The sequence below is a fragment of the Bradyrhizobium sp. UFLA05-153 genome (genome assembly GCF_054185185.1).
The window spans coordinates 1-21,777 of sequence record NZ_JBBIAM010000024.1 but is presented as its reverse complement, the minus strand read 5'-3'; the positions used below and the strand labels follow the sequence as shown (position 1 = coordinate 21,777).

At 60.7% G+C, this 21,777-nt stretch carries 26 protein-coding genes and 6 pseudogenes; 17 read left to right on the top strand and 15 right to left on the bottom strand.

What is annotated here, in order from left to right:
* The first annotated feature begins 475 nt into the window (after positions 1-475).
* From Q2941_RS16675 to Q2941_RS16615, 13 genes are all read left to right on the top strand, one after another.
* Complete coding sequence (locus Q2941_RS16675) at positions 476-1,675, top strand: site-specific integrase (protein WP_458193148.1); 1,200 nt, start codon at positions 476-478, stop codon at positions 1,673-1,675.
* A 661-nt stretch (positions 1,676-2,336) separates the two neighbouring features.
* Positions 2,337-2,912: a hypothetical protein gene (locus tag Q2941_RS16670; RefSeq protein WP_458193147.1), complete on the top strand. Its 576-nt coding sequence runs from the start codon at positions 2,337-2,339 to the stop codon at positions 2,910-2,912.
* 99 nt (positions 2,913-3,011) lie between these two features.
* The gene (locus Q2941_RS16665) at positions 3,012-3,212 is read left to right on the top strand and encodes a helix-turn-helix domain-containing protein (protein WP_458193146.1); all 201 of its coding nucleotides are present in this window, start codon (positions 3,012-3,014) and stop codon (positions 3,210-3,212) included.
* A gap of 120 nt (positions 3,213-3,332) precedes the next feature.
* Positions 3,333-3,776 carry a helix-turn-helix transcriptional regulator gene (locus Q2941_RS16660; RefSeq protein ID WP_458193145.1) on the top strand — a complete coding sequence of 148 codons (444 nt, stop codon included), beginning with the start codon at positions 3,333-3,335 and terminating at the stop codon, positions 3,774-3,776.
* Positions 3,777-3,781: 5 nt separating this feature from the next.
* Positions 3,782-4,477 carry an MT-A70 family methyltransferase gene (locus Q2941_RS16655; RefSeq protein WP_458193144.1) on the top strand — a complete coding sequence of 232 codons (696 nt, stop codon included), beginning with the start codon at positions 3,782-3,784 and terminating at the stop codon, positions 4,475-4,477.
* 534 nt (positions 4,478-5,011) lie between these two features.
* Positions 5,012-5,371, top strand: a complete 360-nt coding sequence (locus Q2941_RS16650) for a TSCPD domain-containing protein (protein WP_458193143.1) — start codon at positions 5,012-5,014, stop codon at positions 5,369-5,371.
* Positions 5,340-8,945 carry a hypothetical protein gene (locus tag Q2941_RS16645; protein ID WP_458193142.1) on the top strand — a complete coding sequence of 1,202 codons (3,606 nt, stop codon included), beginning with the start codon at positions 5,340-5,342 and terminating at the stop codon, positions 8,943-8,945. The genes Q2941_RS16650 and Q2941_RS16645 overlap by 32 nt, the downstream gene beginning before the upstream one ends.
* A gap of 336 nt (positions 8,946-9,281) precedes the next feature.
* Positions 9,282-9,575, top strand: a complete 294-nt coding sequence (locus tag Q2941_RS16640; RefSeq protein ID WP_458193141.1) for a hypothetical protein — start codon at positions 9,282-9,284, stop codon at positions 9,573-9,575.
* A complete protein-coding gene (locus Q2941_RS16635; RefSeq protein WP_458193140.1) occupies positions 9,532-9,759 on the top strand; it encodes a hypothetical protein in 228 nt (75 codons plus the stop codon). The genes Q2941_RS16640 and Q2941_RS16635 overlap by 44 nt, the downstream gene beginning before the upstream one ends.
* Before the next feature lie 367 nt (positions 9,760-10,126).
* Complete coding sequence (locus Q2941_RS16630) at positions 10,127-10,807, top strand: recombinase family protein (RefSeq protein WP_458193139.1); 681 nt, start codon at positions 10,127-10,129, stop codon at positions 10,805-10,807.
* Between the two features lie 5 nt (positions 10,808-10,812).
* Positions 10,813-11,127: a hypothetical protein gene (locus Q2941_RS16625; protein ID WP_458193138.1), complete on the top strand. Its 315-nt coding sequence runs from the start codon at positions 10,813-10,815 to the stop codon at positions 11,125-11,127.
* Between the two features lie 290 nt (positions 11,128-11,417).
* A complete protein-coding gene (locus Q2941_RS16620; protein ID WP_458193137.1) occupies positions 11,418-11,687 on the top strand; it encodes a hypothetical protein in 270 nt (89 codons plus the stop codon).
* Positions 11,687-11,920, top strand: a complete 234-nt coding sequence (locus tag Q2941_RS16615; RefSeq protein ID WP_458193136.1) for a hypothetical protein — start codon at positions 11,687-11,689, stop codon at positions 11,918-11,920. The genes Q2941_RS16620 and Q2941_RS16615 overlap by 1 nt, the downstream gene beginning before the upstream one ends.
* A 155-nt stretch (positions 11,921-12,075) precedes the next feature.
* Here the strand turns inward: Q2941_RS16615 and Q2941_RS16610 are convergent, their stop codons facing one another.
* A complete protein-coding gene (locus tag Q2941_RS16610) occupies positions 12,076-12,261 on the bottom strand; it encodes a hypothetical protein (RefSeq protein WP_458193135.1) in 186 nt (61 codons plus the stop codon).
* A gap of 542 nt (positions 12,262-12,803) precedes the next feature.
* Between Q2941_RS16610 and Q2941_RS16605 the strand changes: the two genes are divergently transcribed.
* Positions 12,804-14,243: an SNIPE associated domain-containing protein gene (locus tag Q2941_RS16605; RefSeq protein ID WP_458193134.1), complete on the top strand. Its 1,440-nt coding sequence runs from the start codon at positions 12,804-12,806 to the stop codon at positions 14,241-14,243.
* 82 nt (positions 14,244-14,325) lie between these two features.
* Here the strand turns inward: Q2941_RS16605 and Q2941_RS16600 are convergent.
* The 11 genes and pseudogenes from Q2941_RS16600 to Q2941_RS16550 all read right to left on the bottom strand — a co-directional run.
* Positions 14,326-14,570: pseudogene (locus tag Q2941_RS16600) on the bottom strand (SOS response-associated peptidase); the annotation flags it as partial.
* Between the two features lies 1 nt (position 14,571).
* Positions 14,572-14,771 (bottom strand): annotated as a pseudogene (locus Q2941_RS16595) (hypothetical protein).
* Positions 14,772-14,947: 176 nt separating this feature from the next.
* Positions 14,948-15,112 carry a hypothetical protein gene (locus Q2941_RS16590; RefSeq protein ID WP_458193133.1) on the bottom strand — a complete coding sequence of 55 codons (165 nt, stop codon included), beginning with the start codon at positions 15,110-15,112 and terminating at the stop codon, positions 14,948-14,950.
* Positions 15,081-15,242 carry a DUF2934 domain-containing protein gene (locus Q2941_RS16585; protein WP_458193132.1) on the bottom strand — a complete coding sequence of 54 codons (162 nt, stop codon included), beginning with the start codon at positions 15,240-15,242 and terminating at the stop codon, positions 15,081-15,083. Before Q2941_RS16585 ends, Q2941_RS16590 begins: the two co-directional genes overlap by 32 nt.
* A gap of 119 nt (positions 15,243-15,361) precedes the next feature.
* Positions 15,362-15,607, bottom strand: a pseudogene (locus Q2941_RS16580) (SOS response-associated peptidase); the annotation flags it as partial.
* Positions 15,608-15,663: 56 nt separating this feature from the next.
* Complete coding sequence (locus tag Q2941_RS16575; protein WP_458193131.1) at positions 15,664-16,044, bottom strand: response regulator; 381 nt, start codon at positions 16,042-16,044, stop codon at positions 15,664-15,666.
* A 97-nt stretch (positions 16,045-16,141) separates the two neighbouring features.
* A complete protein-coding gene (locus Q2941_RS16570) occupies positions 16,142-16,321 on the bottom strand; it encodes a hypothetical protein (protein WP_458193190.1) in 180 nt (59 codons plus the stop codon).
* 213 nt (positions 16,322-16,534) lie between these two features.
* Positions 16,535-16,668, bottom strand: a pseudogene (locus tag Q2941_RS16565) (SOS response-associated peptidase); the annotation flags it as partial.
* A 30-nt stretch (positions 16,669-16,698) separates the two neighbouring features.
* Complete coding sequence (locus tag Q2941_RS16560) at positions 16,699-16,950, bottom strand: HNH endonuclease (RefSeq protein ID WP_458193130.1); 252 nt, start codon at positions 16,948-16,950, stop codon at positions 16,699-16,701.
* 241 nt (positions 16,951-17,191) lie between these two features.
* Positions 17,192-17,614 carry a hypothetical protein gene (locus tag Q2941_RS16555; RefSeq protein ID WP_458193129.1) on the bottom strand — a complete coding sequence of 141 codons (423 nt, stop codon included), beginning with the start codon at positions 17,612-17,614 and terminating at the stop codon, positions 17,192-17,194.
* Positions 17,615-17,991: 377 nt separating this feature from the next.
* On the bottom strand, positions 17,992-18,207 hold the full coding sequence (locus tag Q2941_RS16550; RefSeq protein ID WP_458193128.1) for a hypothetical protein: 216 nt from the start codon (positions 18,205-18,207) through the stop codon (positions 17,992-17,994).
* A 240-nt stretch (positions 18,208-18,447) separates the two neighbouring features.
* On the opposite strand from Q2941_RS16550, the pseudogene Q2941_RS16545 reads away from it, so the two are divergent.
* Positions 18,448-18,648: pseudogene (locus Q2941_RS16545) on the top strand (sulfite exporter TauE/SafE family protein); the annotation flags it as partial.
* Here Q2941_RS16545 and Q2941_RS16540 read toward each other — a convergent pair.
* Together Q2941_RS16540 and Q2941_RS16535 are read right to left on the bottom strand one after the other, a co-directional pair.
* Positions 18,604-19,146: an ATP-dependent DNA ligase gene (locus Q2941_RS16540; protein WP_458193127.1), complete on the bottom strand. Its 543-nt coding sequence runs from the start codon at positions 19,144-19,146 to the stop codon at positions 18,604-18,606. The pseudogene Q2941_RS16545 and the gene Q2941_RS16540 sit on opposite strands and share 45 nt — an antisense overlap.
* A complete protein-coding gene (locus tag Q2941_RS16535) occupies positions 19,079-19,324 on the bottom strand; it encodes a hypothetical protein (protein WP_458193126.1) in 246 nt (81 codons plus the stop codon). The genes Q2941_RS16540 and Q2941_RS16535 overlap by 68 nt, the downstream gene beginning before the upstream one ends.
* 361 nt (positions 19,325-19,685) lie before the next feature.
* Between Q2941_RS16535 and tnpA the strand changes: the two genes are divergently transcribed.
* Positions 19,686-20,054 carry an IS66-like element accessory protein TnpA gene (tnpA, locus tag Q2941_RS16530; protein WP_458193125.1) on the top strand — a complete coding sequence of 123 codons (369 nt, stop codon included), beginning with the start codon at positions 19,686-19,688 and terminating at the stop codon, positions 20,052-20,054.
* Positions 20,051-20,359, top strand: coding sequence for an IS66 family insertion sequence element accessory protein TnpB (tnpB, locus tag Q2941_RS16525; RefSeq protein ID WP_458193124.1), 309 nt, complete (start codon positions 20,051-20,053; stop codon positions 20,357-20,359). Before tnpA ends, tnpB begins: the two co-directional genes overlap by 4 nt.
* Before the next feature lie 447 nt (positions 20,360-20,806).
* Here tnpB and Q2941_RS16520 read toward each other — a convergent pair.
* A pseudogene (locus Q2941_RS16520) lies at positions 20,807-20,935 on the bottom strand (Rho termination factor N-terminal domain-containing protein); the annotation flags it as partial.
* Between the last annotated feature and the right edge of the window lie 842 nt (positions 20,936-21,777).

Sequence of the window (21,777 nt, the reverse complement as noted above, 5' to 3'; positions counted from 1 at the left end):
CGCTTGGCAGGACGCCGAACTCCTCTGGGAACCACGCTAGCCGTAAAACGCGAGAATTCGGTAAAATCGGCAAATCAGTTTTTCCGAGCAAAATTCCCTAAAATTTGCGCTGATAGCTTTACGCCAGCGTAAGAGCGCAAGGCAGGCGGATTAAGGTCAAACGCAACAAACGCGCTGCGCATTGCTGTGCCCTCTCCCCTTGTGGGAGAGGGCAACTCCGCAGGCAGATGCGTGCTCATTCAGGTGAGGGGTCTCTCTCCGCGCACACATCTCTCGCGGTGAATTCGCGGAGAGAACCCCTCATCCGGCGCTTCGCGCCACCTTCTCCCACAAGGGGAGAAGGTACACTCCATAGCGCTCCATACAGCTCCATGCAACTCCACTAAATGATTGTAGTTGCTGAATTTATCTCCACTGCGCTACAGTGGGGTCCATACTCCTCCACTCCCATTCTGGGGACATTTTGAGGGACACGATGGCCCGCCGTACCCGCTCTGCTTTTCTGGAAAACCGTACTGCACGTTTGAAGCTCGCGGCACGGAAGAAACCCTACACGGCGCTGATCGCGCCCGGCATCTTTCTCGCCTATCGCCGCAATGCAGGCCCTGGCACGTGGAGCGTGAAAGCCCATGGTTGGTTGAAGCGCTTTGCTCTCGCCGACGACCACGAGGACGCGAACGGTGAGAGCGTCATGACGTATTGGCAGGCGCTGGAGCGCGCCAAGACGCTGGCGCGTGCCGGCGAAGGCAACAGTGACCAGCCGATCAGTGTCGCTGCGGCAGTTGACGCCTACGAAGCCGATCTCGAAACGCGTGGCGGCAACAAATACAACGCCACGCAACTACGCTTGCACTTGACCGATGCCTTGAAGAGCAAGGCGGTCGCGCTGCTCACCGAACGAGAACTGAGAGATTGGCGCGCCGGTCTGGTCAAGGGCGGGTTGAAGCCATCATCTGCGGATCGCATCGGGCGTGCGCTCAAAGCGGCGCTCGCTCTCGCCGCTCGCACTGACAAGCGCATCACCAACACGGCCGCGTGGCAGAACGGATTGAAGAAACTGCCCGACAGCGAGGTCGCGCGCAACGTCATCCTGCCCGATCACACCGTCAGGGAGCTTGTCAGCGGATCGTATGATGAGGACGGTGGCTTCGGGCTTCTGATCGACGTTTTGGCCGAGACAGGCGCTCGCGAAAGCCAGGTCTTCCGGCTAACTCCCGCTGATCTGCAAGATCATCTGACCGCTCCGCGCTTGATGATGCCAACCAGCCGAAAGGGCAAGAACCGCAAGATCGAGTATCGGCCGTTGCCGATCTCGACGCGGCTGGCGAAGGCGCTGCGGCAACAGGCGAACGGCCGGGCCGCGCACTCGCCGCTGTTCGGCAAGATGTGGAACTTGGCCAAGACCTTCCGTTCGGTCGTCGAACGTATCGGGCTTGGGCCCGAGGTGACGCCGTACGCGCTGCGGCATTCGTCAATCGTCCGGCAATTGCTGAACTTGGTGCCAACTCGCGTTGTCGCCGCGCATCACGATACGTCGATTGCGATGATCGAGCGAAACTACAGTCGTTACATTCTTGGCGATTCAACCGAGGCGCTTACGCGTGCGGCGTTGCTCGATCTCGGTGCGCCGGGGAACTTGGCAGACGTTGTTCCGCTGGCACGGCTCGCGTCATAACCCTTTGCACTGTCCACGTTGGACACTTTGACCGAATTGATCTCTCATTGCATCCTGGTGCACGAGGTCTCGCTCGCGCAGGGTAACGTCATCCAATGACCTCATCCCCAAGAAGAAGCCCCCTCGTCCTGATCCGCTATGGGTCCCTCACAAGGAAGCTCGGTGGTTCGTTGGAGCCGCCTAGCGCTTTTAAGCGGCAAGGCAAAGATCCTTGAAAGTGTGCTGAAGAAATTGAAGCAGCGGGGTCGACCCGTAAATTCGCACACAAGCCTAAAAATCTAAAACTCGCCGAAAGAGCCGCGCGTCTCAGAAAGCACGGCAAGACCTGGGAGGATGTTGCCCAGGAGCTGTATGGGCACAGAAGCGAACCGCCGTCCGCACGGCACATTCAAATCCTCGTTAAGCGCTTGGCAATCTTCAATAAACTTTGCCGGCGGCTGCGTGTGAGAAGCCAGACGCCGATGGCTAAAAAAGAAAGACTAGCGCGAGGCGACATCCGCGACGGCCCGGGTGCCCTGCACACCGGACTATGTGACCGGGTTGGAAGCAAGGTGTACGGGAGGTAAGCTGACCATCGGCGCGGATAGGAGGCATCCGACAAGCCGGCTCGCACCGCCGGTTTCCGCGCGCCTCACAGGTGCTCGCTCGCGAGGTGCACGCGATGAGCAAAAAAGGCAAGCGAAATAAGCCTCCCTATACCGGAGAACTCGCTACTCCGATCTACGAGCCGATCCCCGTTGGTCCGGGAGGGCTAGGCGGGGAGAGGGCCGAAGCGGAGCATCGAGCGTTCGAACGATTAATTCTCAAATTTGATGAATTGTTTCACTGGTACTCGATCGATCCGGAAGAACCTAGTGCGGGGATTGAACTGGCCGCAATACTTGCATTGGCGCATATCCCGGGAATGCAAGTCCTTTACGAACCCCCGAAGCAGCGCGGACGAAAGCGGACCTGGAAGAACGGCTTAGATCGTGAACTCCTACGCGACGTCGATACGCTGCGGCAAACCAAGGAAATGAACTACGAGCAGGCCATCGAGGAGCTTCAAAAGGATGAGATGAAGCCCTGGCGGAACTACTCGCGGCCTAACCTCATCACGCGTCATCGAGAAGCACGCAAGGCGGAACAACATCGCCGTCGCCTCACCGAACAACTCAAGGCATCACCAATTTCGCAAGCCATGGGGGCGGTGTTGGGGGTCGGTCTGACCGACGAAAATTCAAGCGATCAAAATTAGTCGGCGACGAAAATTGTCCGCGCGATTTTTGTGTCGGCGCCGCACGCATACTCTCCGGTTGTCCATGTGACCGATCGTGGACGGCAACGGAGAATACAAATGCTAAATGCAGCCATAGAGTTACAACGTGAAGGGCTTTCGGTTCGCGAGGCCTGCATGGTTGCCGGCATCGGCCGCACCCGACTCTACGACGCCATCGCGAGAGGCATTCTTAAAGCCCGCAAACATGGCAAGCGGACTTTGATACTCCGCAGTGATCTGCTCGAATTTCTGAAGGCGCTTCCAACCGGGAGCGAATGAATGACCGACGCCGCAGAGCAGCGCCGGTCGGAATTGGATTACGTCGAGACAGCCGAAATCTAGTCCTGATCAACGCAGTTGCCAAGCGGCGCCGGCCCCTCAACCCCAGAGGAGTCGAGCATGCCGAAATTCCGCACCCAGTTCGCTGCTGTCGGGCCGCCTCCACTGCCAACGCCACGCCTGGCGCTCAGTATTCCGGAGTTTTGCAAGGCCCACGGCATCAGCGAGGGATTTTTCTACAAGCTGAAAAAGCAAGGTGAAGGCCCACGCGAGATGAAAGTTGGAGCCCGCACGCTGATCTCGTTTGAGTCTGCGGCGGAATGGCGTCGCGCGCGGGAAGCCAAGCACACCGAGATCATCGTGAGTCCGCGCGAGCAGTCCGATGAGGCACATGGCCGAACAAAGAAGGACCGCCGCGGGGGGACATCCGCGACGGCGCCATGCAAGGCGGATGAAGCCAAGCGAGTACCTGGAGAAGTTCCGAAAACCAAGGGAGGCGCCCTGGCTGTCATCACTGGCAGGCCGCGGAAGGCGGTGAATACGCCGTCGGGTTCGAAGGGTTAATCGAAATGACAGCCACCCCTTCATTTTGCTGGCCGCTGCCACTGCACAGCTATGACCTGGTGGTGATCGATCCGCCTTGGCACTTCGAAACGTGGAGTCAGGCCGGCCAGACCAGTAAATCGGCGTCGAAACAGTATCGCACCATGCCGCTTGCCGCGATCATGGCTTTGCCGGTGCGCGAATTGTTGAAGCCTGACGCCATCGTGTATCTCTGGGCGACCGGGGCCATGCTGCTGCATGCGCTAGCAACTCTGCGGGCGTGGGGAATCGTCTACAAGACCAGCTTTGTGTGGCGCAAAATCACTCGCAACGGCAAAGTTCGCTGGGGCACAGGGCGTTGGGCACAGAGCGGTCACGAGCTTCTCCTGCTGGGCGTGGTCGGCAGGCCGCGCTGTTTTCTCCTGCCGTCGATCTTCGATGGGCTCGCGCGCGAGCACAGCCGCAAACCAGATGAGTTTTATCGGATGGTCACCGAACGCACGCCCGGTCTGCGGCGAGCGGATCTATTCGCGCGCGAGCGACGCGAAGGCTGGGACGTGTGGGGAGATGAGGTAGGGCGATTTCCTACCGGCGATCCTCAATCGACTGTTGCTTTTTCAGAGCGCCCCAGCGGCCATGGCGGGCTCTATCTACCCGTATCGCGCGGCTATACCGGCAAGACCGAAATTCATCGCATCTCGCGGAAGCGAGGTGTGTCATGACCTTTCCCCGCCAGGGCGGCGCAATGAGCGCGCTTCGGCTTACCGGAGCTCAGCGCCTGGCGGGGCGCGTTGACCGCGTAACGCGGGTCGACGGTTGTTCTTTGAGCACTGGCCTGACCGACAGCGCCGTAAGCGGCCGCCGATTCCGCCCGGCTCATCGTACCGAACGCGCGACGGAATCCGATGATCACGCTCGGCGCACCATCGCAGGCCCTGCGGACCTTTGGTCCGCCGCGGCATGGGATGCCGATGATCGGCGAGGCGTACCGGGCGAATTGCGTCGGGGTCGCCAAGGGAGAGGACTGAGATACGAAAACGGCGACCCGTGAGGTCGCCGCTCGCTGGAACGTCTTGCGGCGAGGGATGTCGATCCGAACGCCAGAAGTGTCACACACGGCTCTTCCAATACCCTGACATCCCGTCGCTGGCAACATTCGCAAGCAGCCGATGATCCCGGCTGCCTGCGAGCAACAGGCAAACAGGAAACAGGAAAGGAGAACACAAACGCGGCCGCGAGCCGCACAGGGGAGTCATATGGACAGCACGGTCACGCTTTCACCTGTGAGCCGCCGTCGGCTTCAGCACCGACGTCGGGCCGAAACATTCGACCTGCTGTTCCGCAACCAGATGATCACGGTCACCGCCGGCTTTTACGCCGACGACACGCTCGGCGAAGTGTTCATCAGCATCGGCAAGTCTGGGACAGACATTGCGAGTGTCGCGCGTGACGCGGGCGTGCTGCTCAGCCTTGCGCTCCAGCACGGCGTTGACGTCGTAACCATCGCTCACGCAATCACGCGCGACAGCTCGGGGGCAGCGGCGTCGATCCTCGGTGCGATTGTCGACGCCATTGCAGACGGCGATGGTCGAGGTGGCGATCATGACCGTGCATGAGCCGACCACCGAGGTCATCGAGTTGGAGGCCGTCGAGGTCATCGAGATCACTGAGCTGTCGCCATACGACGACGCCTTCATCGGCAAACGCATCGAGCGCGACGGGAGCATCACGCCGTATCCGAAGGTCAAGTACTGGCGGCAGTACGTGAAGCGTATCCCTGCCACGACCGTCGCACTGTTTGACTATCTGCGCGAGGCGCGCACGCGCAACATCTGCCTGATCCGCGGCGCGCCTGCCAATCTGTCGCGGGAGATGACGCGACGGCAAAACGCAGGCGTGAAGGAGCGCGGCGATCACGGCTTCCTCGACGAGCCTACCAGGCTGTTCTTCCTCGACATCGACGGCGTCGAGACCAAGTGGCGCGCCGACCCTGAAGGCGCGATCCGGCGCATCGTCGACCGGCTCGGCGAACCGTTCGCCTCGGCTTCGCTAGTATGGTTCTTCTCGGCCACGCACGGGCTGGAACGCGACGAACAGAAACGCTGGACCGGCCGGATCGGCGACGGCTCAGTGCGCGTGCGGCTCGCATTCCTCGCCGACCGCGCATTGAACTGGAACGAGGCGGTGGCGCTCACCCGCGTCCTGAAGGCCGCGAGCGGTCTCCCGCTCGACGAGGCAATTTCGCGGCCAGTGCAGCCGAACTACATCCAGCGCGCACACTGGGACGAGCACCCCGGCCGCGACGTGCTCGGCGACTGCCCCACGATCGGCTGGATCAGGGGCAGCGTCGAGACCATCGCCGTGCCCGACGATCTCGCGCACAAGGCGCGGTGGGCGAAGGCGCAGGGGCAAGGCAGCGAGATCGCCGATCATCCCGACGCGGCGAGCGCGGTGCGCGGCGTCGGCAGCGACGGCGAGGTGCGCTCGCACCTGAAGGCGGCGGTGCTGCATCTGCTGAGGGCCAATCCGCCGCCCGACCATGTCAGCTTCCTCGACCACGCGGTCACGATCACCGGGAAGCTGCAACACATGGTCACGCTGGCGGAGCCCGAGATCCAAGCCAACCTCGCGGGCTGCGACCGCCAATGGGGCGACGTGCTGCAATATCTCCCGGACAACATGATGGACTGGGCGCTCTGGCTGCTGGAGCGCCCGAACGCATTCAGGCGCAAGACGGTCAAGCTCGCCCGAAAGGACTGGGCGAACGCGCGCGCGCCGCCAAGCGCGCGGGAGATTTACGACCGCGTCAAGCGCAGCATCGAGCGGGCGAATGACGGCGTTACACTGGTGATCGCGCCGACCGGCAGCCGCAAGTCAACCCTGACGCGCACCGCCGCCGTGCGTTACGTGACCGAGCATCCCGACGAGAGCGTGGTGATCCTGGTGCCGCGGCACCGGCTCGGCGACGAGCAGGTGGCAGCGATGCTGAAAGAGCATCCCGAGTCTGTCGCCGCGGTGTGGCGCGGCCGGCATCGTGACGATCCTGAAGCCCCCGATCCAGCACGCCCCGGCAAATTCAAGCCGATGTGCTGGCGCAGCGATGAGGCCAGGGAGCTGGAGGCGGCGCTGGTCAACGTCGAAAAACACCTCTGCAAACAGGGGCGCGGCGCAAAGGCGGTGCGGTGCCCGCATTTCGAGGTCTGCGGTTACCAGCGGCAGAAACGGATCAAGGCCAATATCTGGTTCGCCGCGCACGAGATGATGGTGCACGAGATGCCGAAGGCGTTCGGCCATGTTGGGCGGGTGATGATCGACGAGTCACCGCTCGACGCGTTCATCTTCGGTACTGACGTCACCGACGAGTTCACGCTCGAACTCGACGCGCTGAAAGTGGAACCGCGGCGCGATTTCAAGGGCCGCGAGCAACTGATGGGAGGCCGCAAGGCGCTGTATGCCGCACTGGACCGGCTGCAACCGCCAGCCGATCCCCACAAGGGCGCGCCGACCACGCGCGAGATCCTGGCCGAGTTCATCGAACGCCGAGCCACATACGTGTACGCTGCCAACTTCCCGCTGGAAGCGGGGTCGGGCGTAAACGAGTTTCTGGCCGCCATCTTCCGCAGCCGCATTCGCGTCGCCGATACCGAAGTTTGCAAGGCAAGGTGGATGTGCACGCTGGAATGGCGCGACAAGGTCGACCCCGACATCCGCCCGGACATGAGCGCGCGCGAGGTGCGCGAGTTGCTGGAGCTGGCCAACGACAACATCCGCATCAAAAAGCTGGTGACCCTGTGGGGGCTGCTCGGGGCCGGCGGGCGGGTGCAGATCCACCGCGGCAAAGAAGGGCGCATGATCCGGATGGCGGGCCTGCGCGAGCTTGCCAAGGGATGGGAGGTGCCGACGCTAATCTGTGATGCCACCGGAGATGCGGAGCTGTTGCGGGCGATCTGGCCGCAGCTGAAGTGCGAGGTGGAGACGTGGCAACAGCTGCCGCGGCCCGCCAGTGTGCGGCTGATTCAGTGCATCGACCGGCCGCTCTCGAAATATGCGGTCGCGGTCGAGGGTGAGGGAGAGGAGCTGAAGCGGCGGGAAGCCGCGGCGCGGCGGCTCTATGCGGCGGTGCTGGCGAAGGCACTGGAATACGGCGGCGCCGAGGTTGGCGTCATCACCTACAAGTCGACCCGGGAATGGATCGAGCAGAACTGCTTCGTGCCCCCCTGGCTGAAGCTGTTCCACCATGGCGACGTCACCGGCTCCAACGCGCTTTCGAACGTGCGAGCGTTATTTGTGATCGGCCGGCCGCTAGCGTCAGCCGAGGCTGTCACACGGATGACCGAGGCGCTGTTCGGCCACTACATCGCCGAGCGGGGGTATCGGGTCCAGCCGAAGCAGGGGCGAATACCCATCGTGCCGGATGTGGCTGGCAACAACACGGTGCTGGTCGACGTCTGGGAGCACCCGGACCCGCGGGCCGAGCGGGTGCGGCGCCAGATCACCGAGGCAGCCTTGATCCAGGCGATCGGGCGAGCACGCGCAGGGCTGCGCGAGGCCGACGACCCGCTGGACATCCATCTCTGGACCGATGTGCCGTTGCCCGAACTGGGTCCGGTGGAGCCGGTGCTCTGGAGCGAGCTGGATGTCGGGCTGGACGGGCTGATGCTGGCTACCGGCGGGGTGTGGCTGGAGAACGTCACCGACGCGGCCACGGCCTACAAGGAGCTGTTTACGGCCAACACGCTGAAGCAGGCCCGCAAACGCGCCCGGGCTGCGGGCTGCGCGGCACAAGGTCAGGGCGGCGATGCAGGATCGCCAGCGTTTTTCAGTACGCAATACTCTCAGTCGCCGTTTCTATGGGTGCAGTACCAACGCCCCGGCAGCGGAAAACATCTCGCGCATGCTGTGAGCCTGCTGGGATCGAACGAGACTATGGCGTGGCTGGAAGCGAAGCTCGGACGGCTGGTACGGTTTTACGCTACTCCGTGGCAACAGATCGCGTCAGCGAAACCGGGGCTTCAGTCCGACAACGACGATAGCCGGCGTGACGATGCTTTCGCCATGGAGGGCGAGGTCCTCTGGCGCTCGTTCGCCGAGATGGGCGCGAAGCTCAAGGCCGCAGGCCTTCCTGAAGCGGGTGCCGCAGTTCAGGCCCGGCCTCAAGAAGGCGGGCGCGCCAGGGGGACGGAAGGGTAAGGGTTACCGTCGACCGGTGCCGTGAACAGGCAAGGCGCCGGCCCGCCCTGCCGAGGTTAGGGTACATTCTCTATAAGAACTCTAATAGAGAATGTACCCCAACCTCCGCTGGAAATCCCCACCCCGCGCCGCGCCGTCATCAAGTCAGACCTCACTGTCTTTCGCTGCCGCTGCCGCCGCCTTTGCCTGCCGTCGAGGGAGTCCCCTCCGCGACGACAAAATGGGCCTGAGCGTTGCCTGGACCGTTCGGGCGGGTCTCGCCCCTTACCGCGCACGATGCATTCGCCGGTCGGGACAAATTGCGTTATGGTGGCTCACCCCCAATGAACCGGTCGGATGTCATTGACCCAGAAACCAAAAGCCGAGGTGCTACCCCCTCGTAATGCGGTGGCGCTGGACACGCTTGCCGGGGTGCGGGGCGAAATGGCCCGGCTCTACCGGCTTGGCTTGAACGGCAGGATCCGATCGGACGAAATGACCCGGTTCATCTATGCGCTGAAGGAAATTCGCGCCTGCCTTGAGGCGGAGATCCTGACCGACGTTCAACAGCGACTGGTATTACTGTCGCGAGATATGGACACCCACAATGGTCAACGCATCCCTCATCAGCCGGCTCTCTCACGCAGTTGACCTGATCGAGGAGCGGATCCAGCAGAACCGTCCGCTGAAGGTCGTGACGGTTCGTCGCGGCTTTAAAGAGGATCCGGACGCAGCGCGAGATCGCCACTTCGCGGCCCATCCCGAGGATCGGGACGCGAATATAGTGATCTTCGAGTTTTACAAAGATGAGGGAAGGGCCTGGAGTACCGACTGATCAACGAACAGGAGGTCAAATTTCTGGCCGGCTTCGGGATTGACGGTCGGCCGTTGCCGCAGATCACTGTCGATGACGACATCGTTGAAGTGCCGCCCAAGCCCGACGTCGCCTGAACGCCACCGCCGCCGGCGGTGAGCGGGACTCACTGGTGCGTTGGATCACCCCCGCCGGCAATCCACTCCCGCGAGGGGCTGCGCCGCTCCAGCGCCTCCGCTACGCTTCCAGTAGCGGTCGCGAGCGACTGAGATCCCAGTAATAGTCCCGGATTGGCCTGATCAGATCCTGCACCGAGTTCAGGATTGTTGCTGCCAACGCCTTGCGCTTCCTTATGACGAAGGTTATCTGTCTCCGTATAGGAGACAGAATGATCGAACATCGCGGCAAATTCGTTAGCTATCTCCGCGTCAGTACCAAGCGGCAGGGCGCAAGCGGCCTCGGCCTTGAAGCGCAGCGCGCCGCTGTTACGACCTTTCTCAACGGCGGGCGCTGGAAGCTGGTCGAGGAGCACGTCGAGATCGAGAGCGGCAAGGACGATCACAATCGCCCGGCGCTGCTTCAGGCGCTGGCCGCCTGCAAGGTCTACGGCGCGACGCTGATCATAGCCAAGCTCGACCGCCTGAGCCGCGACGCGCACTTCCTGCTCGGTTTGCAGAAGGCCGGCGTCAAGTTCGTCGCCGCCGACATGCCGGAAGCCAACGAGATGGTCGTCGGCATGATGGCGCTCGTGGCGCAGGCCGAGCGGCGCATGATCAGCCAACGCACCAAGGAGGCGCTGGCGGCGGCCAAGGCCCGCGGCAAACGCCTCGGACAGCCGAAGGGGTACCAAATTCCGTCCAATCACGCGACGCGCGCCAAGGGTTCTGCCGCCAACGCGGCCAATTCCAAGGCTTTTGCCGAACGTCTGCGTCCCGCGCTTACCGAACTTGAAGGTCTGTCAGCCAATGCGGCGGCCAAGGAGCTGGATCGCCGCGGCATCGTCACCGCGCGCGGCGGCAAGTGGTCGGCGCGCTCGATCATCAGCGTTCGCGCCCGGCTGAAGGATTGATCGCGATGACACATCCGCGCGCCGCCGAGTGTCGCTTCATCAGGCGCACCACTTTATCTCTCAGCCCAGGTGAAAACATGAGTGGAAAAGCGCGAGAGTTCATCGACTATTGGATCGAGAACAGCGTTCACGCCGCAGAGCAGTATGGAACGCCGGGGGCGTCCCAAGACGTGGCCGAGCTGACGCGACGCTGCATCGAAATGGCCAAAGGCCAAGGCGTCACCGAACAGGCCATGCGCGACGAGATCGGTGATGCCGCGGAATATATCCAAGGGAAATTAAGGACGGCGAACAAGGCCGCGTCTGATCGCCACACGTAGCTATTTCGGCGCTTGTAGACCAGGCGATCGGGCTCGGAATGCCGCTGTCGCTCTTCGGACCACCGGCATCGCCTTCGGATGGATCGGCTATGACTCGGTGCCACGGCCGATCGGTGGGTTCGGTCCCGTCGCGCCGGTGTTGGAGAAATTGGTCGGCGGCGTCGGGCTCGCCACCGTCACCGTCAATGCACTCTGAGCCATTTTCGCCTCCTATCGCGTTTTGTTCAGTCTCGTTCCCGATATGTTATCGGGCCTCATCGTGCTGGTCCTGGCGCGCCAGGGCGCCCATCATGGCTCCGCTGATGCCCAACGCTGGCGAGGACCACAGCTCGTTCTCCAACATCTTCGCCAATGCCTATACTCAGGTGATCGAACTGATGGCTGGCCGAGCCGCTGAGCGCATGTTGCTGGACGGTGAGCCTGCGTCGCCGGCAGATGATCTTCGGCAGGCGCGCGAGCTTGCCCCGCTGTTCTCTAAGAACGAGGAGGCGATCGAGTGCTTCATCTCGCACTGTGATGTCGCCGCGCGCGATCTCTGCTGCCGTATGGCGATCTCCTGATGGTGCTGTCCACCCTCTTGCGCATCAAGAGAACGCTGAACGGCGCCGAGATCGACAAGATCATCTGGGATTTTGAGGCACACAAGGCGTTGGCGATGGAGCGCCGGCGCCGCGCAGAGTGGCGCAAGGGCGAGCTGGCTGCGAGCCGCTTTCGCGCGGAATGTGATCAGCTCGATACCGCGCGGTTGCCATATCTTGCCCCAGATCAGGTGCCGTCATCGGCCGAGGTCTAGATCGGAAGGCCACTAGTGCCAGTGCCCGACGGGGCCAGTGCCGACAGTGCAAGCGTCCTAGCGGCCAGAGAAAGCGAGCATCAACCTCCGCGCCCCACGCGGCGTAAGCGCTTGCGCTCGCGAGTGGGCGCGGTCCTTGTTGAGGTTAAAGACGGCTAACGAGGCTCCGGCGGTTCTGGCTTGTCAGTTACTTCGAGCGCGGCCAGGCGAAGTTCAAGGTCTCTGAACTGCTCGATCAGTAAGTCCACGATTTCTTCGTAGTCAGAAGAAGTCAGCGAATGGACGCCGCGCAAAGCCATCTGGTTCTGGAGGATCGTCACCATCATGGCTTTGACGCTCAATGAGCCGCCCCTCGTCTGAAAATTAGGTCGTCATAAAAATTCAATTTGAAGTAGATGCCAAACAATGCCGATGCGCAACGCCCGTTAAACTACGGACAAGGCGAGAACAGCGATGACCTTCGCGGCGCACAATGAGACGTGAGTGCCGTGCCGCCACTTAATCCTGAGCAGGCGTAGAGCTTATCCGCTGGCAAGGAAGGCACTTGTACACCCGCACAGCTCTCCGGTCTCCAATCGGAGGCAATTCTCCGAGGAGCATCATTTCGCGCTCGCATTTCTCGCAAGCAGGATGTCGCTGGAGTGGCTCGCCATTTGCATGCCCCTCGGCGTGCCCCCCGGTGGCCCTCATATGCCGATGGGGCGCATCGGCCATGGCAAAGCCGAATGATCTATCGCGACGAGCTTCAGGTCAGCAACGGTGAACCCGCGATTGGTGTCGGCGCAAACTCTGCTTGAAAGTGTCCTATTGCTCTGGAATTCTCATTTAACCCGAGATCGCGTCCACATTTCCAACCGTCAAGTTTCCATTTGAAGGTAGTTCGATGCAGGAAGTTGCCTACGGACCAATCAGAACTGTGCCCTTCTTTGGTGCTCGCGCATTTGCCCGCAAACTCCTGGAAGAGGTAGATCAACTTAACTCAAAGCTTCGATCGGCCGAGCGCGAGCGCAAGGAAATCGCGTCGAAGAGCGCTGATCTCACCGCTGCTGCCGAGCGACTGAGCGCCCAGGTTGAGCAACTTCGAGCGGAGCGCGATCTCGGACGGCAGCAACTTGAGGCGATCGGAGCTGCTCCGCTCCTCGACATCGGCGCGCGGCGACGAGAACTAGAGGCGCAGGTGGACGCGCTGAACAAACAGCTCGTGCAAGCTCGCGCTGACATTGAAGCTGAACAAGCCGCCGTGCGGAAGGAAGTCGAAGAAGCGCGCAGGACTGTCGTCGAAACAAGGGAGACTGCCCTTCTTCAAGAAATTGGTATCTATGAGTATCGGCATCCTCTCACAGATGCTATGGCTTACGAGAAGGCATTGGATCGACTCCAAGACACCATCAAGGCAACTGCGAAGAAGGACGGCGGCGCGGTACTTGCCGCAACCAGCTGGACAGTCGGCGGCTCCGAAGTCGAAGGCCGCAAGATGACCCGAGAAATTTCCAAGCTCATGTTGCGAGCTTTCAATGCCGAGGCCGACAACCTTGTTCGGAGCTTGAAGCCGTACAAGCTGCAAAGTGCAATCGAGCGTTTGAGGAAGGTCGAGGAGACTATTAGGAAGCTGGGCAACACATTGCAGGTGAGTATCTCGCCCGCATACGTTCAACTGCGGATCGATGAGTTAGAACTCACTGCCGATTTCCTCCAGAAACAGGCTGGAGAGAAAGAGGCCGAACGGCAGGAACGTGAGCGGATGCGAGATGAGCGGAAAGCTCAGCAAGAGATCGAGCGCGAGCGCGCAAAACTGGTTAAAGAGAAGCAGCATTACCAGAATGCGCTTGAAGCAGTTACCGCAAATGGCGATGAGGGCGGTATGCTGCGGCTTCGGGAGCAGATCGCCGACGTAGATAAGGCAATTGAGAGCGTTGAAGCTCGCGCAGCGAATACGCGCGCGGGTTATGTGTACGTGATCTCGAACGTCGGGTCATTCGGGGAGAAGATGGTGAAGATTGGAATGACGAGGCGCCTTGATCCAATGGAACGCATTCGAGAGCTGAGTGATGCGTCAGTTCCGTTCAATTTCGACGTCCATGCGCTCTTCTTCTCTAACGATGCCGTCGGCATTGAAATGTCCATGCATGATCGGCTGTCTGGATGCCGTGTCAACGAGGTTAATCGAAGGCGAGAGTTTTTTCGAGCTGCCCCCTTAGAGGTGAAAGCGCATCTTGGTCAGCTAGCGGGAGAGCTGCTGGAATTCAGGGAAGTGCCTGAAGCCATCGAGTATAGACAGACTATGCGACTGCGAACATTCACTAGCGGATCAGCTGCGAGCTAGATCGGCGACCCTGACGAGAGCCCAGGTTTTCGGATCATCCCGCCGGCCCGATGCATTTGGCATGTCATCTGCCGGCCTCAGCGCGCCAGTGCGGGGATGACCGATCGCGGGCTGCCCGCGCGGCGCGGCGGGGCTATACCCCAGCGCATCAGGGCCATCTCAGTTCCTGCCTCCGTGTTGCGGATCACGGGCGACGGATACTCAGCGAAGACGCCGCGCATCGGCTGCAAGGTTGCCGACGTTGCGGTTGACCACGCGGAAGAGTGCGAGTATGGCGGCTTCGTTGGTGGTGATGCTGTAGAGAACACCGGCCGCCGACCTGCTCAACCTAGATCGTGCGCTCCTTGGTGGCCCGCAAGCTGCGGACGTAATAGCCGTGTCTCTGAACGGCTGACCTGATCTCGTCGCTGACTCTGAAAACTCTTTTTCTGCTCTTCCGCCACTTATTCTGGAGCTGAGCATTGGTATCGCAGAGCCTTTGCTTAGAACTAGCAACTCGCGCTTATCATTGCGATAGACAACAAACACCTTTCGCCCCCGCTGATAATATTGAAATAGACATGAAATAAGTTTCGGTCCTAGACGGACCAGCTTACTATCTCTAAGGGCTGCGCGGGTTGTAAATCTGCAACGCTCGCCAGTTTCTGCTTCACCGCGTTCCGGATTGGGAATGAGCTGATACGCTTCCGGACAGATTGGTCGGCCTAGGCGATTACCTCAGCGATGCTGTTGAACGGCACGAGGCGGCGGATGTTGGTGACCGGCGGGCCGCCAGTGCGCGGCGGTGGTGGCATGTCCGAGCGCATCAGCGTCATCTCGGTCCTGGCGCCGGCGGCGTCAAATGTCGGCACCTTTGTTTGGATCACCATTCTGTTCTGTGCTCTGCAATTCCCTCTGGGCTTGTTGCCAAAACTCGTCTTCGCGTCCTTCCGGTTTGCCTGCCTGCTCCCACAGTTCGAACGCGCGTTTCCGTATCTGCTCTTCTGTTGGGTGAGCCATGATGAATTCTCCCAGAGCGCAGGTCCCGCCTTGGGCAGGAGGCACAAAGGGGTGGGGACCTCGCGCCAATCTTTCTTGTGGCCCAGAGAGCCAATTCGGGCTTACGAGAGTTGTTCCAGCTATGCCGCTGCCCGATCTTCCTTTTCCGCTCCACGCATCACGACATTGAGCACATCATCCGGCAATGGCCGTTGCAGCGCCTTCGCCTCATCCCACGGCGCGCGCATCCAGACATCGCGCTCCTCGTCGGTCGTCAGGATCACCGGCATTGCCTTGGGATGGATCGGCTCGACCACTGCATTCGGCGCGGTCGTGAGAAAGCAATAGACCAGATGCGGACCCGAGATCGGTTTGGACCTGTTGCCAGCCAGCGACGCGCATCAAGCCCGATTCGGGCCGCCGGAGCGGGCCGGGGTCGGCTTTAGCGTCGCCACAGTTCTCGAATGCCCGCGAGAACGATAGCGGCATCCAAAGGCTTGTCGAACCTTTTCACGTCACGAAAGCGTTCGGGGATAGCGCCTGCGCCATAACCGGTAGCGAATGCGAATGGTCTGCCTTGTCGAGCGAGTTGGTCAGCGATGCCGTAGGTGCTCTCGCCACGAAGATTGACGTCAACAATTGCAAAGTCGAAATGATCGCGGGTGACCTGACGCTCCGCATCGATCAAATCGCCCAGCGGGCCTACGATTGTCGCCCCGTGAGATTTGAGGATTTCGCTCAGGTCGTCAGCGATGAAATATTCATCTTCCAAGATGAGGACACGGCAACCCTCTAGAGATCGGCCACCATCCGTCGTTGTCATCAGTCCGCGCTGCCTCCGTCGGAGTTCGCTCGTCGGGAGCAACCACGTTGAGCACCGACCCACCACGGATGTTGATCTAGCGCAAAGACCATTGAAACTAGATCATCCCCTTCTTGGAATACCCTTGTCTCTGAACGGCTGACCTGATCTCATCACTGACTTTGAAAACTCTTTGTCTGCTCTTGCGCCACTTATACCTGGAGGTAAGCACGGGTATCTCAGAGCCAGTGCTTAGAACGAGCAAGTCGCGCTTATCATTGCGATAGACATCAAACACTTTTCGCCCCCCGCTGATCATATCGAAGTAAACACGAAATATGTTTCGGTCGTCTAGATCGACCAGCTTAGTATCTCGAACGGCTGCGCGGGTGTAAATGTGCAACGCTCGTTATTTTCTCCTTCAGCGCGTTCCGGATTGGGAAGGAGCGGGATGCATCCGGACTTGGGCGGCCTAAGCAATTACCTCAGCGATACCGTTGAACGGCGCGAGGCTACGGATGTTAGTGACCGGCGGGCCGCCCGTGCGCGGCGGTGGTGGCATGCCCCAGCGCATCAGGTCATTTCAGTCCCGGCTTCCGTGTTGCGGATCACTGGAACTGGATAGTCGGGGAAGACGCGGGGCATTGGCTGTTTTTCAGGGCAGTCATCATTTGCCTAAGCGCTTCGTGCGAGTTTTACTTTGGCAATCATTTCCAGTTCGATCTCGGCTCTATTCTTCCCGAAGTGGGCTTCACGATGGTCGCGAGCGCAGATCGCAATCACGTTGGTCATCTTATCCGAGCCATCTTTCGCTAAAGCAAGGATATGGTGACATTCCAAATACGGCATCCCATTGTCGCATTGGAAACCGACCTCACCACAATATTCACACTTACCGGCAGCGCGCAGTTTGACAGCGTCGCGCACCTTCTTATCTCGCGCGTAACGTTTTCCCGTATACGGAATATACGCTGGATTGTCCGTCCCGAGATCGTCGATTTCCCAGCCGCCACGTCGAGGGCGGGTTGCTGGCTGAAATCTAGTACGCCTAAGCACCAAGGCAGGAGCCTGCGATTGCTGGGAAGCCGCACCCTCCGCATCAAATGCATGTATTTTTTAGACGCTAATTCACCGCATTGATCTACGCAGCGGCAATTGCTCGCCAACCCTACTTTCCGGCGGCTTTGGCGCGAAGATCGAAGACCTTGGTCACAGCCTGATATTGGAAGCTCTGCTGTGCGGCGTCCATTAGATAGACACTGGACGGCAGCGGCGCTGGGCAAGATGATGGGCCTAACTTGTCGATGCAGTTTTTATACACTTCTTGGCGTGCCGGATCTGCGTCTATTTGCTTACCAAGAGGCTCAACGGCTTGGCTCCATTTGTCAGAGCATTTCCGAAAAGCCATTTCAGCAATTTTTTCGGCGGGTTCGGCGCTGGACAAGGCGTAGCTGGTCAAGGCGGCTTCGCTGCATTGTTTGGCGTCGGCAAACAGGTCTAGCCAAGGTGGATGTCTTACATCTTCGGCGGTCGCCAAACAAACGAGCCCTGTAATCGCTAGCAAAGTCATCATGGCGAAACTTAGTCGCATGAGATTCTCTCCCGGTAACGCCAACATACCCGCCCCCCGTCCCCATCACCGCGCGCACTATCGTCACCACAGCCGACGCGCGAGACAGCGGCCACGCCAGCATCGCCGTCAAACAAACCCAATTGCGGAGGTCGGCGCAGCGTCTCCTTGAGGGCGTCACGGCCCGTCCAATAAGGACAAGTCGATCTCCTGGCCGCGCCGAGCAAGGTTCATCATCGGGTCAAGGTCGGCAAGGCCGCACTTTCCACATAAAGGCTAGAGGACAGTCGGCTTTGGGTGTCTAAGCGGAAAAATTTGACCCCAAGTTTCAGCTTCCACTAGCACTCAGATTTCTGAGTTGGAACAGCTAGATGCCCCAGCGGCATTCTCTCGTCTTTTTAGCGCTTCGTCGGACCCGCAAAGACCACCGACTGATCCTCAATTTCCTGATCTGGGAGCTTGTTTGCGTTGGCCCGATCGTGGAGTTCTCGCACCGACGGCATTGGGTTTGTTCCGGCCGCTATCTTCGTTGAAGGCACATGCCACATGAGCATGCTGGCCGCTGCTGCGAGTACGGCAAGAGCTGCAATTGCATTAATCATCGGATGCTTCATGAGAAAGCCTCTTGTTCGATTTCGATAGGCTGGCTTGCAGCATCTTGATTAGATCGAACCGCGACGCGCGAATGTGAATTGCGTCACATCCCACTCGATCGTGTTGCCCAATGCCCCAAATTCTGGGCTAACGCCGTTCCAGCCCACGCCCTGCCGTAAGCAGGTGTGAAGCTCCCCGCCACGACGGATCACGGGCAAGTATGTTCGGCGCATTCTTGCACCCCCGTCGGTCGTGTTCCCATGCGAGGCAATCTATCCGCCTTCGGCACCGGCGCAGCCATTGGCACTTTGGGCGGCCTCATAGGACTGGGCGGCGCCGAGTTTCGCCTGCCTCTGCTTATCAGGATGTTCAAGTTTCGCGGCCTTGAAGCAGTGATCCTGAATAAGGCAACCGGCCTAATCCTGGTGGCTACTGCGCTGCCATTTCGCGCTCGCACCGTTGCGGGCGACCCATCCCGTGGTCGTGTCGAGCCTTCCTGCCAATTTCCGCATTCGCCGCTTCGATACCAAACCCTCCAACCCCATCCGGCAGCCGGCGCGGAATAGGTCGGGACCGATCTCGCCCCGCTCGAACGGCGCGACAAAGATGCCGTCAGGTCGCCGCGCCAGCAGCCGCGCGAGATTGGTCTTGCGCATCGATAGTGGGAGACCACGCAGGTCCTCGCCGTCGAGCGCCATGATGTCGAAGGCATAGAGCTGGACTTCGTCGTTACACTTGCCGCTGTGCTGGGCGTCGAAGTCGGAAACGCCATCGACGCCGAGCACCACAGCCTCACCGTCGATGATGAACTGCTTCACGCGGTTCTTGCGCGCCGCCTCGACGATCCACGGATAGCGCTTGGCCTTGGCGGCCTTGAGGGCTGCATTGTTTTTAAAAGTTAGGTGGCCGTTGGCTAACCAGCGAACCTTCCGCGCCGTCCAGAAAATAGCCGTGTTCACTCTCGGCTCGGCTGTGCGGATGTGGGCCGTTGGGTGCAACCAACATCACAGCGGTAACCAACTTCCGTTCTTGGTCGTCCTCGTCCACGATACCACCAAGCGTTCGGGCGTAGTTCAGGAACGCCGCCTCGTCGAACACGGCAAAGCGCTGGATGAACTCCAGATATTTGATCCTCATGATTGATCCCCACGCTTCCACGCAATGAGGGTCGGCCCGTGCCGAGACCTCCCGGGTCGGCTGGCGCGCGTGACGAAAAGGCTACACCTCAAGGGGTTTGCGGTGAAGGGCGTTTGTGCCGGGGGGCCATCCGGGCCCCGGTGTTTTGTTCGAGCGGCTGGGCGATGGCAGCGGTAGCTATTCCGCCATGCGACGGCCGCCGGTGGACCCAAGGGGAGATACCGGAAAAATAGTGGGCCTGATTCCTGCGCGGGCAAATCATCAGCTGCCGTCATCATATCATATGTGACGCCTTGCTGTAATTTCACTGAAGAGGGCTCGGGTTCATGATAGGCGCAGTGCCCAAGTCGAACGGCTTGAGGTGGTGGACACGGGCCGGCGGCGGCGCTGGTCCGAGGATGAGAAGCTCAAGATCGTCCTGGAGAGCTTGCAGGCGCCGCGCCAGGTCGCGGCAACAGCGCGGCGGTATGGCGTTTCGCGCTCATTGCTGCTGCGATGGCGCCGGTCGTTTCGGCCCGAGCCGAAGAATGCCGCCGATCAACCTAGCTTCGTACCGGCGATAGTGGTCGCGGAATCAGGGCCGACGCCTTGTCCAGCCACGCCGGCCAGCAGCGCCGGGTCGATCGAGATCGAGTTTGCTGCCGGGGCTCGGATGCGGATCACCGGCGCGGTCGACGCGGCGACGCTGAAGGCCGCCGTGGCGGCGCTGGCAGATGGACGCTTACGGTGATCCCCATTGCGTCGGGCGTGCGGGTGTGGATTGCGACCGGCCACACCGATATGCGTCGCGGCATGAACTCGCTGGCCTTGCTGGTGCAGGAGGCGTTCACGCGAGACCCGCACGGCGGCGATCTCTACGTGTTCCGTGGCAAAAGCGGCAAGCTGATTAAGATCCTTTGGCACGATGGACTGGGCATGTCGCTTTATGCCAAGCGGCTGGAGCGCGGCCGCTTCCTGTGGCCGTCGTCGGCTGATGGCGTGGTGACGATCACCCCCGCCCAGCTTGGCTACCTGCTGGAGGGCATCGTGGAATAGGTCCGGCCCGATCTCGCCGCGCTCGAAAGGCGCCACGGTGATGCCGTCCGGCCGCGCGCCAGCAGCCGCTCCAAATTCCAGGGCCTTCGCTTCCTGAACAGCGGGTTACGTCGGAGAGCATGCAGCGTGGGAAATGGCGAACGCGCTCTACGACGGCATTCTGTGTATGCGGACTCAATGGTTCGCTCGCGAGAACGAGGCGCCGTCGCCATACGAGGGCGATGCTGGTGACCAATCCGCGGTTTTGGCAATGGTGGTCTTCGCCGCTGTCTGCGAAGCAGGTCGAGCGTTCTTCTAAGAGAACAGCCAACTTATTAAGTTATATGTCCCTGTACCGAGAGCGTAAAGCCAACCCGCCGTGAGCGCGAGTGCGACTAACAAAAAAACAGCTTCGGGGACCCGTCCAGATACGGCAGTGGGCTCGGCCGCGACTTGATTCGGCACTCGCAGCTGATTGAGGATAGCGAACAGGAGCTCCTGCTTGGGCATGGTGCTGGCGTTCTCGACCCCGTTCTCTTCCGCAAATGAGACAAGCTCGGCCGGAGTCTTGGATTTGAGGTTTATGCATTTACTGATATCCCAGGAAAAGTCGACCACCGGGCGTCGCAGCAGAAGTTCGATAAGGCCGAGTGCCACGACCACCATCACGCCGACCAATACCGCCAAGGGATGTAGCGGCTCTTGCCAGAATCCGGCTGCCGTGCCGACCGTTAGTAAGGCTGTGCGCTCGAGGTCATCCAGCGTGCGATTTACCGGTGACCCGGTTGTTGGCGCGTCCTCGTGTTCGATGTGTTCGATGACGGGGGGCGGGCTAACCTGAGCGACATCCGCCGAGGGATTTGGCGGCTCGCGCCCGTCTACCGCGCCGATCGTTCGTTCGGCTTGACGCTCGATGCCATCCGGCCTGCGATTTACCAGTGGCTCGCCGGCCGTCGCATCATCATTTCCGCGGGGGCGGGCGTCCAGTAACGTTCGCGCCCCAAACGACTGCACAGATTCCTGATCAGGCAACTCCTTCAGCATTACTTCGCGCGGCTTGAGCGAGTCGTTTGTTCGCTGAGCCTTATGAAATCTGCGGAAATCGCGCTCGAGCGTCGCGTTCTTCCGGCTATGCCACCGAGTCTGGGCAGCGCGCTGCTGGACCGGGATAGACGTAACATAACCAAATCCGCCACCGCCAAACCAAGCCTTATGGCGCCTTTGGCCTAATTGGTTGGGGTACGACCAACTGTATGCAGTGGGATAAGGATTTCCCCCACCATAACCGCCACCACCACTGATGCCGGCTCCCACACCACCACCGGATCCAGCGCCAACGCCTATTCCGGCACCAGCTCCCGCTCCACCGCCACCACCACTGCCAGCTCCTGCTCCGCCGGCACCACCACCTGCCCCGCCTCCGCCGCCTCCAGCACCAC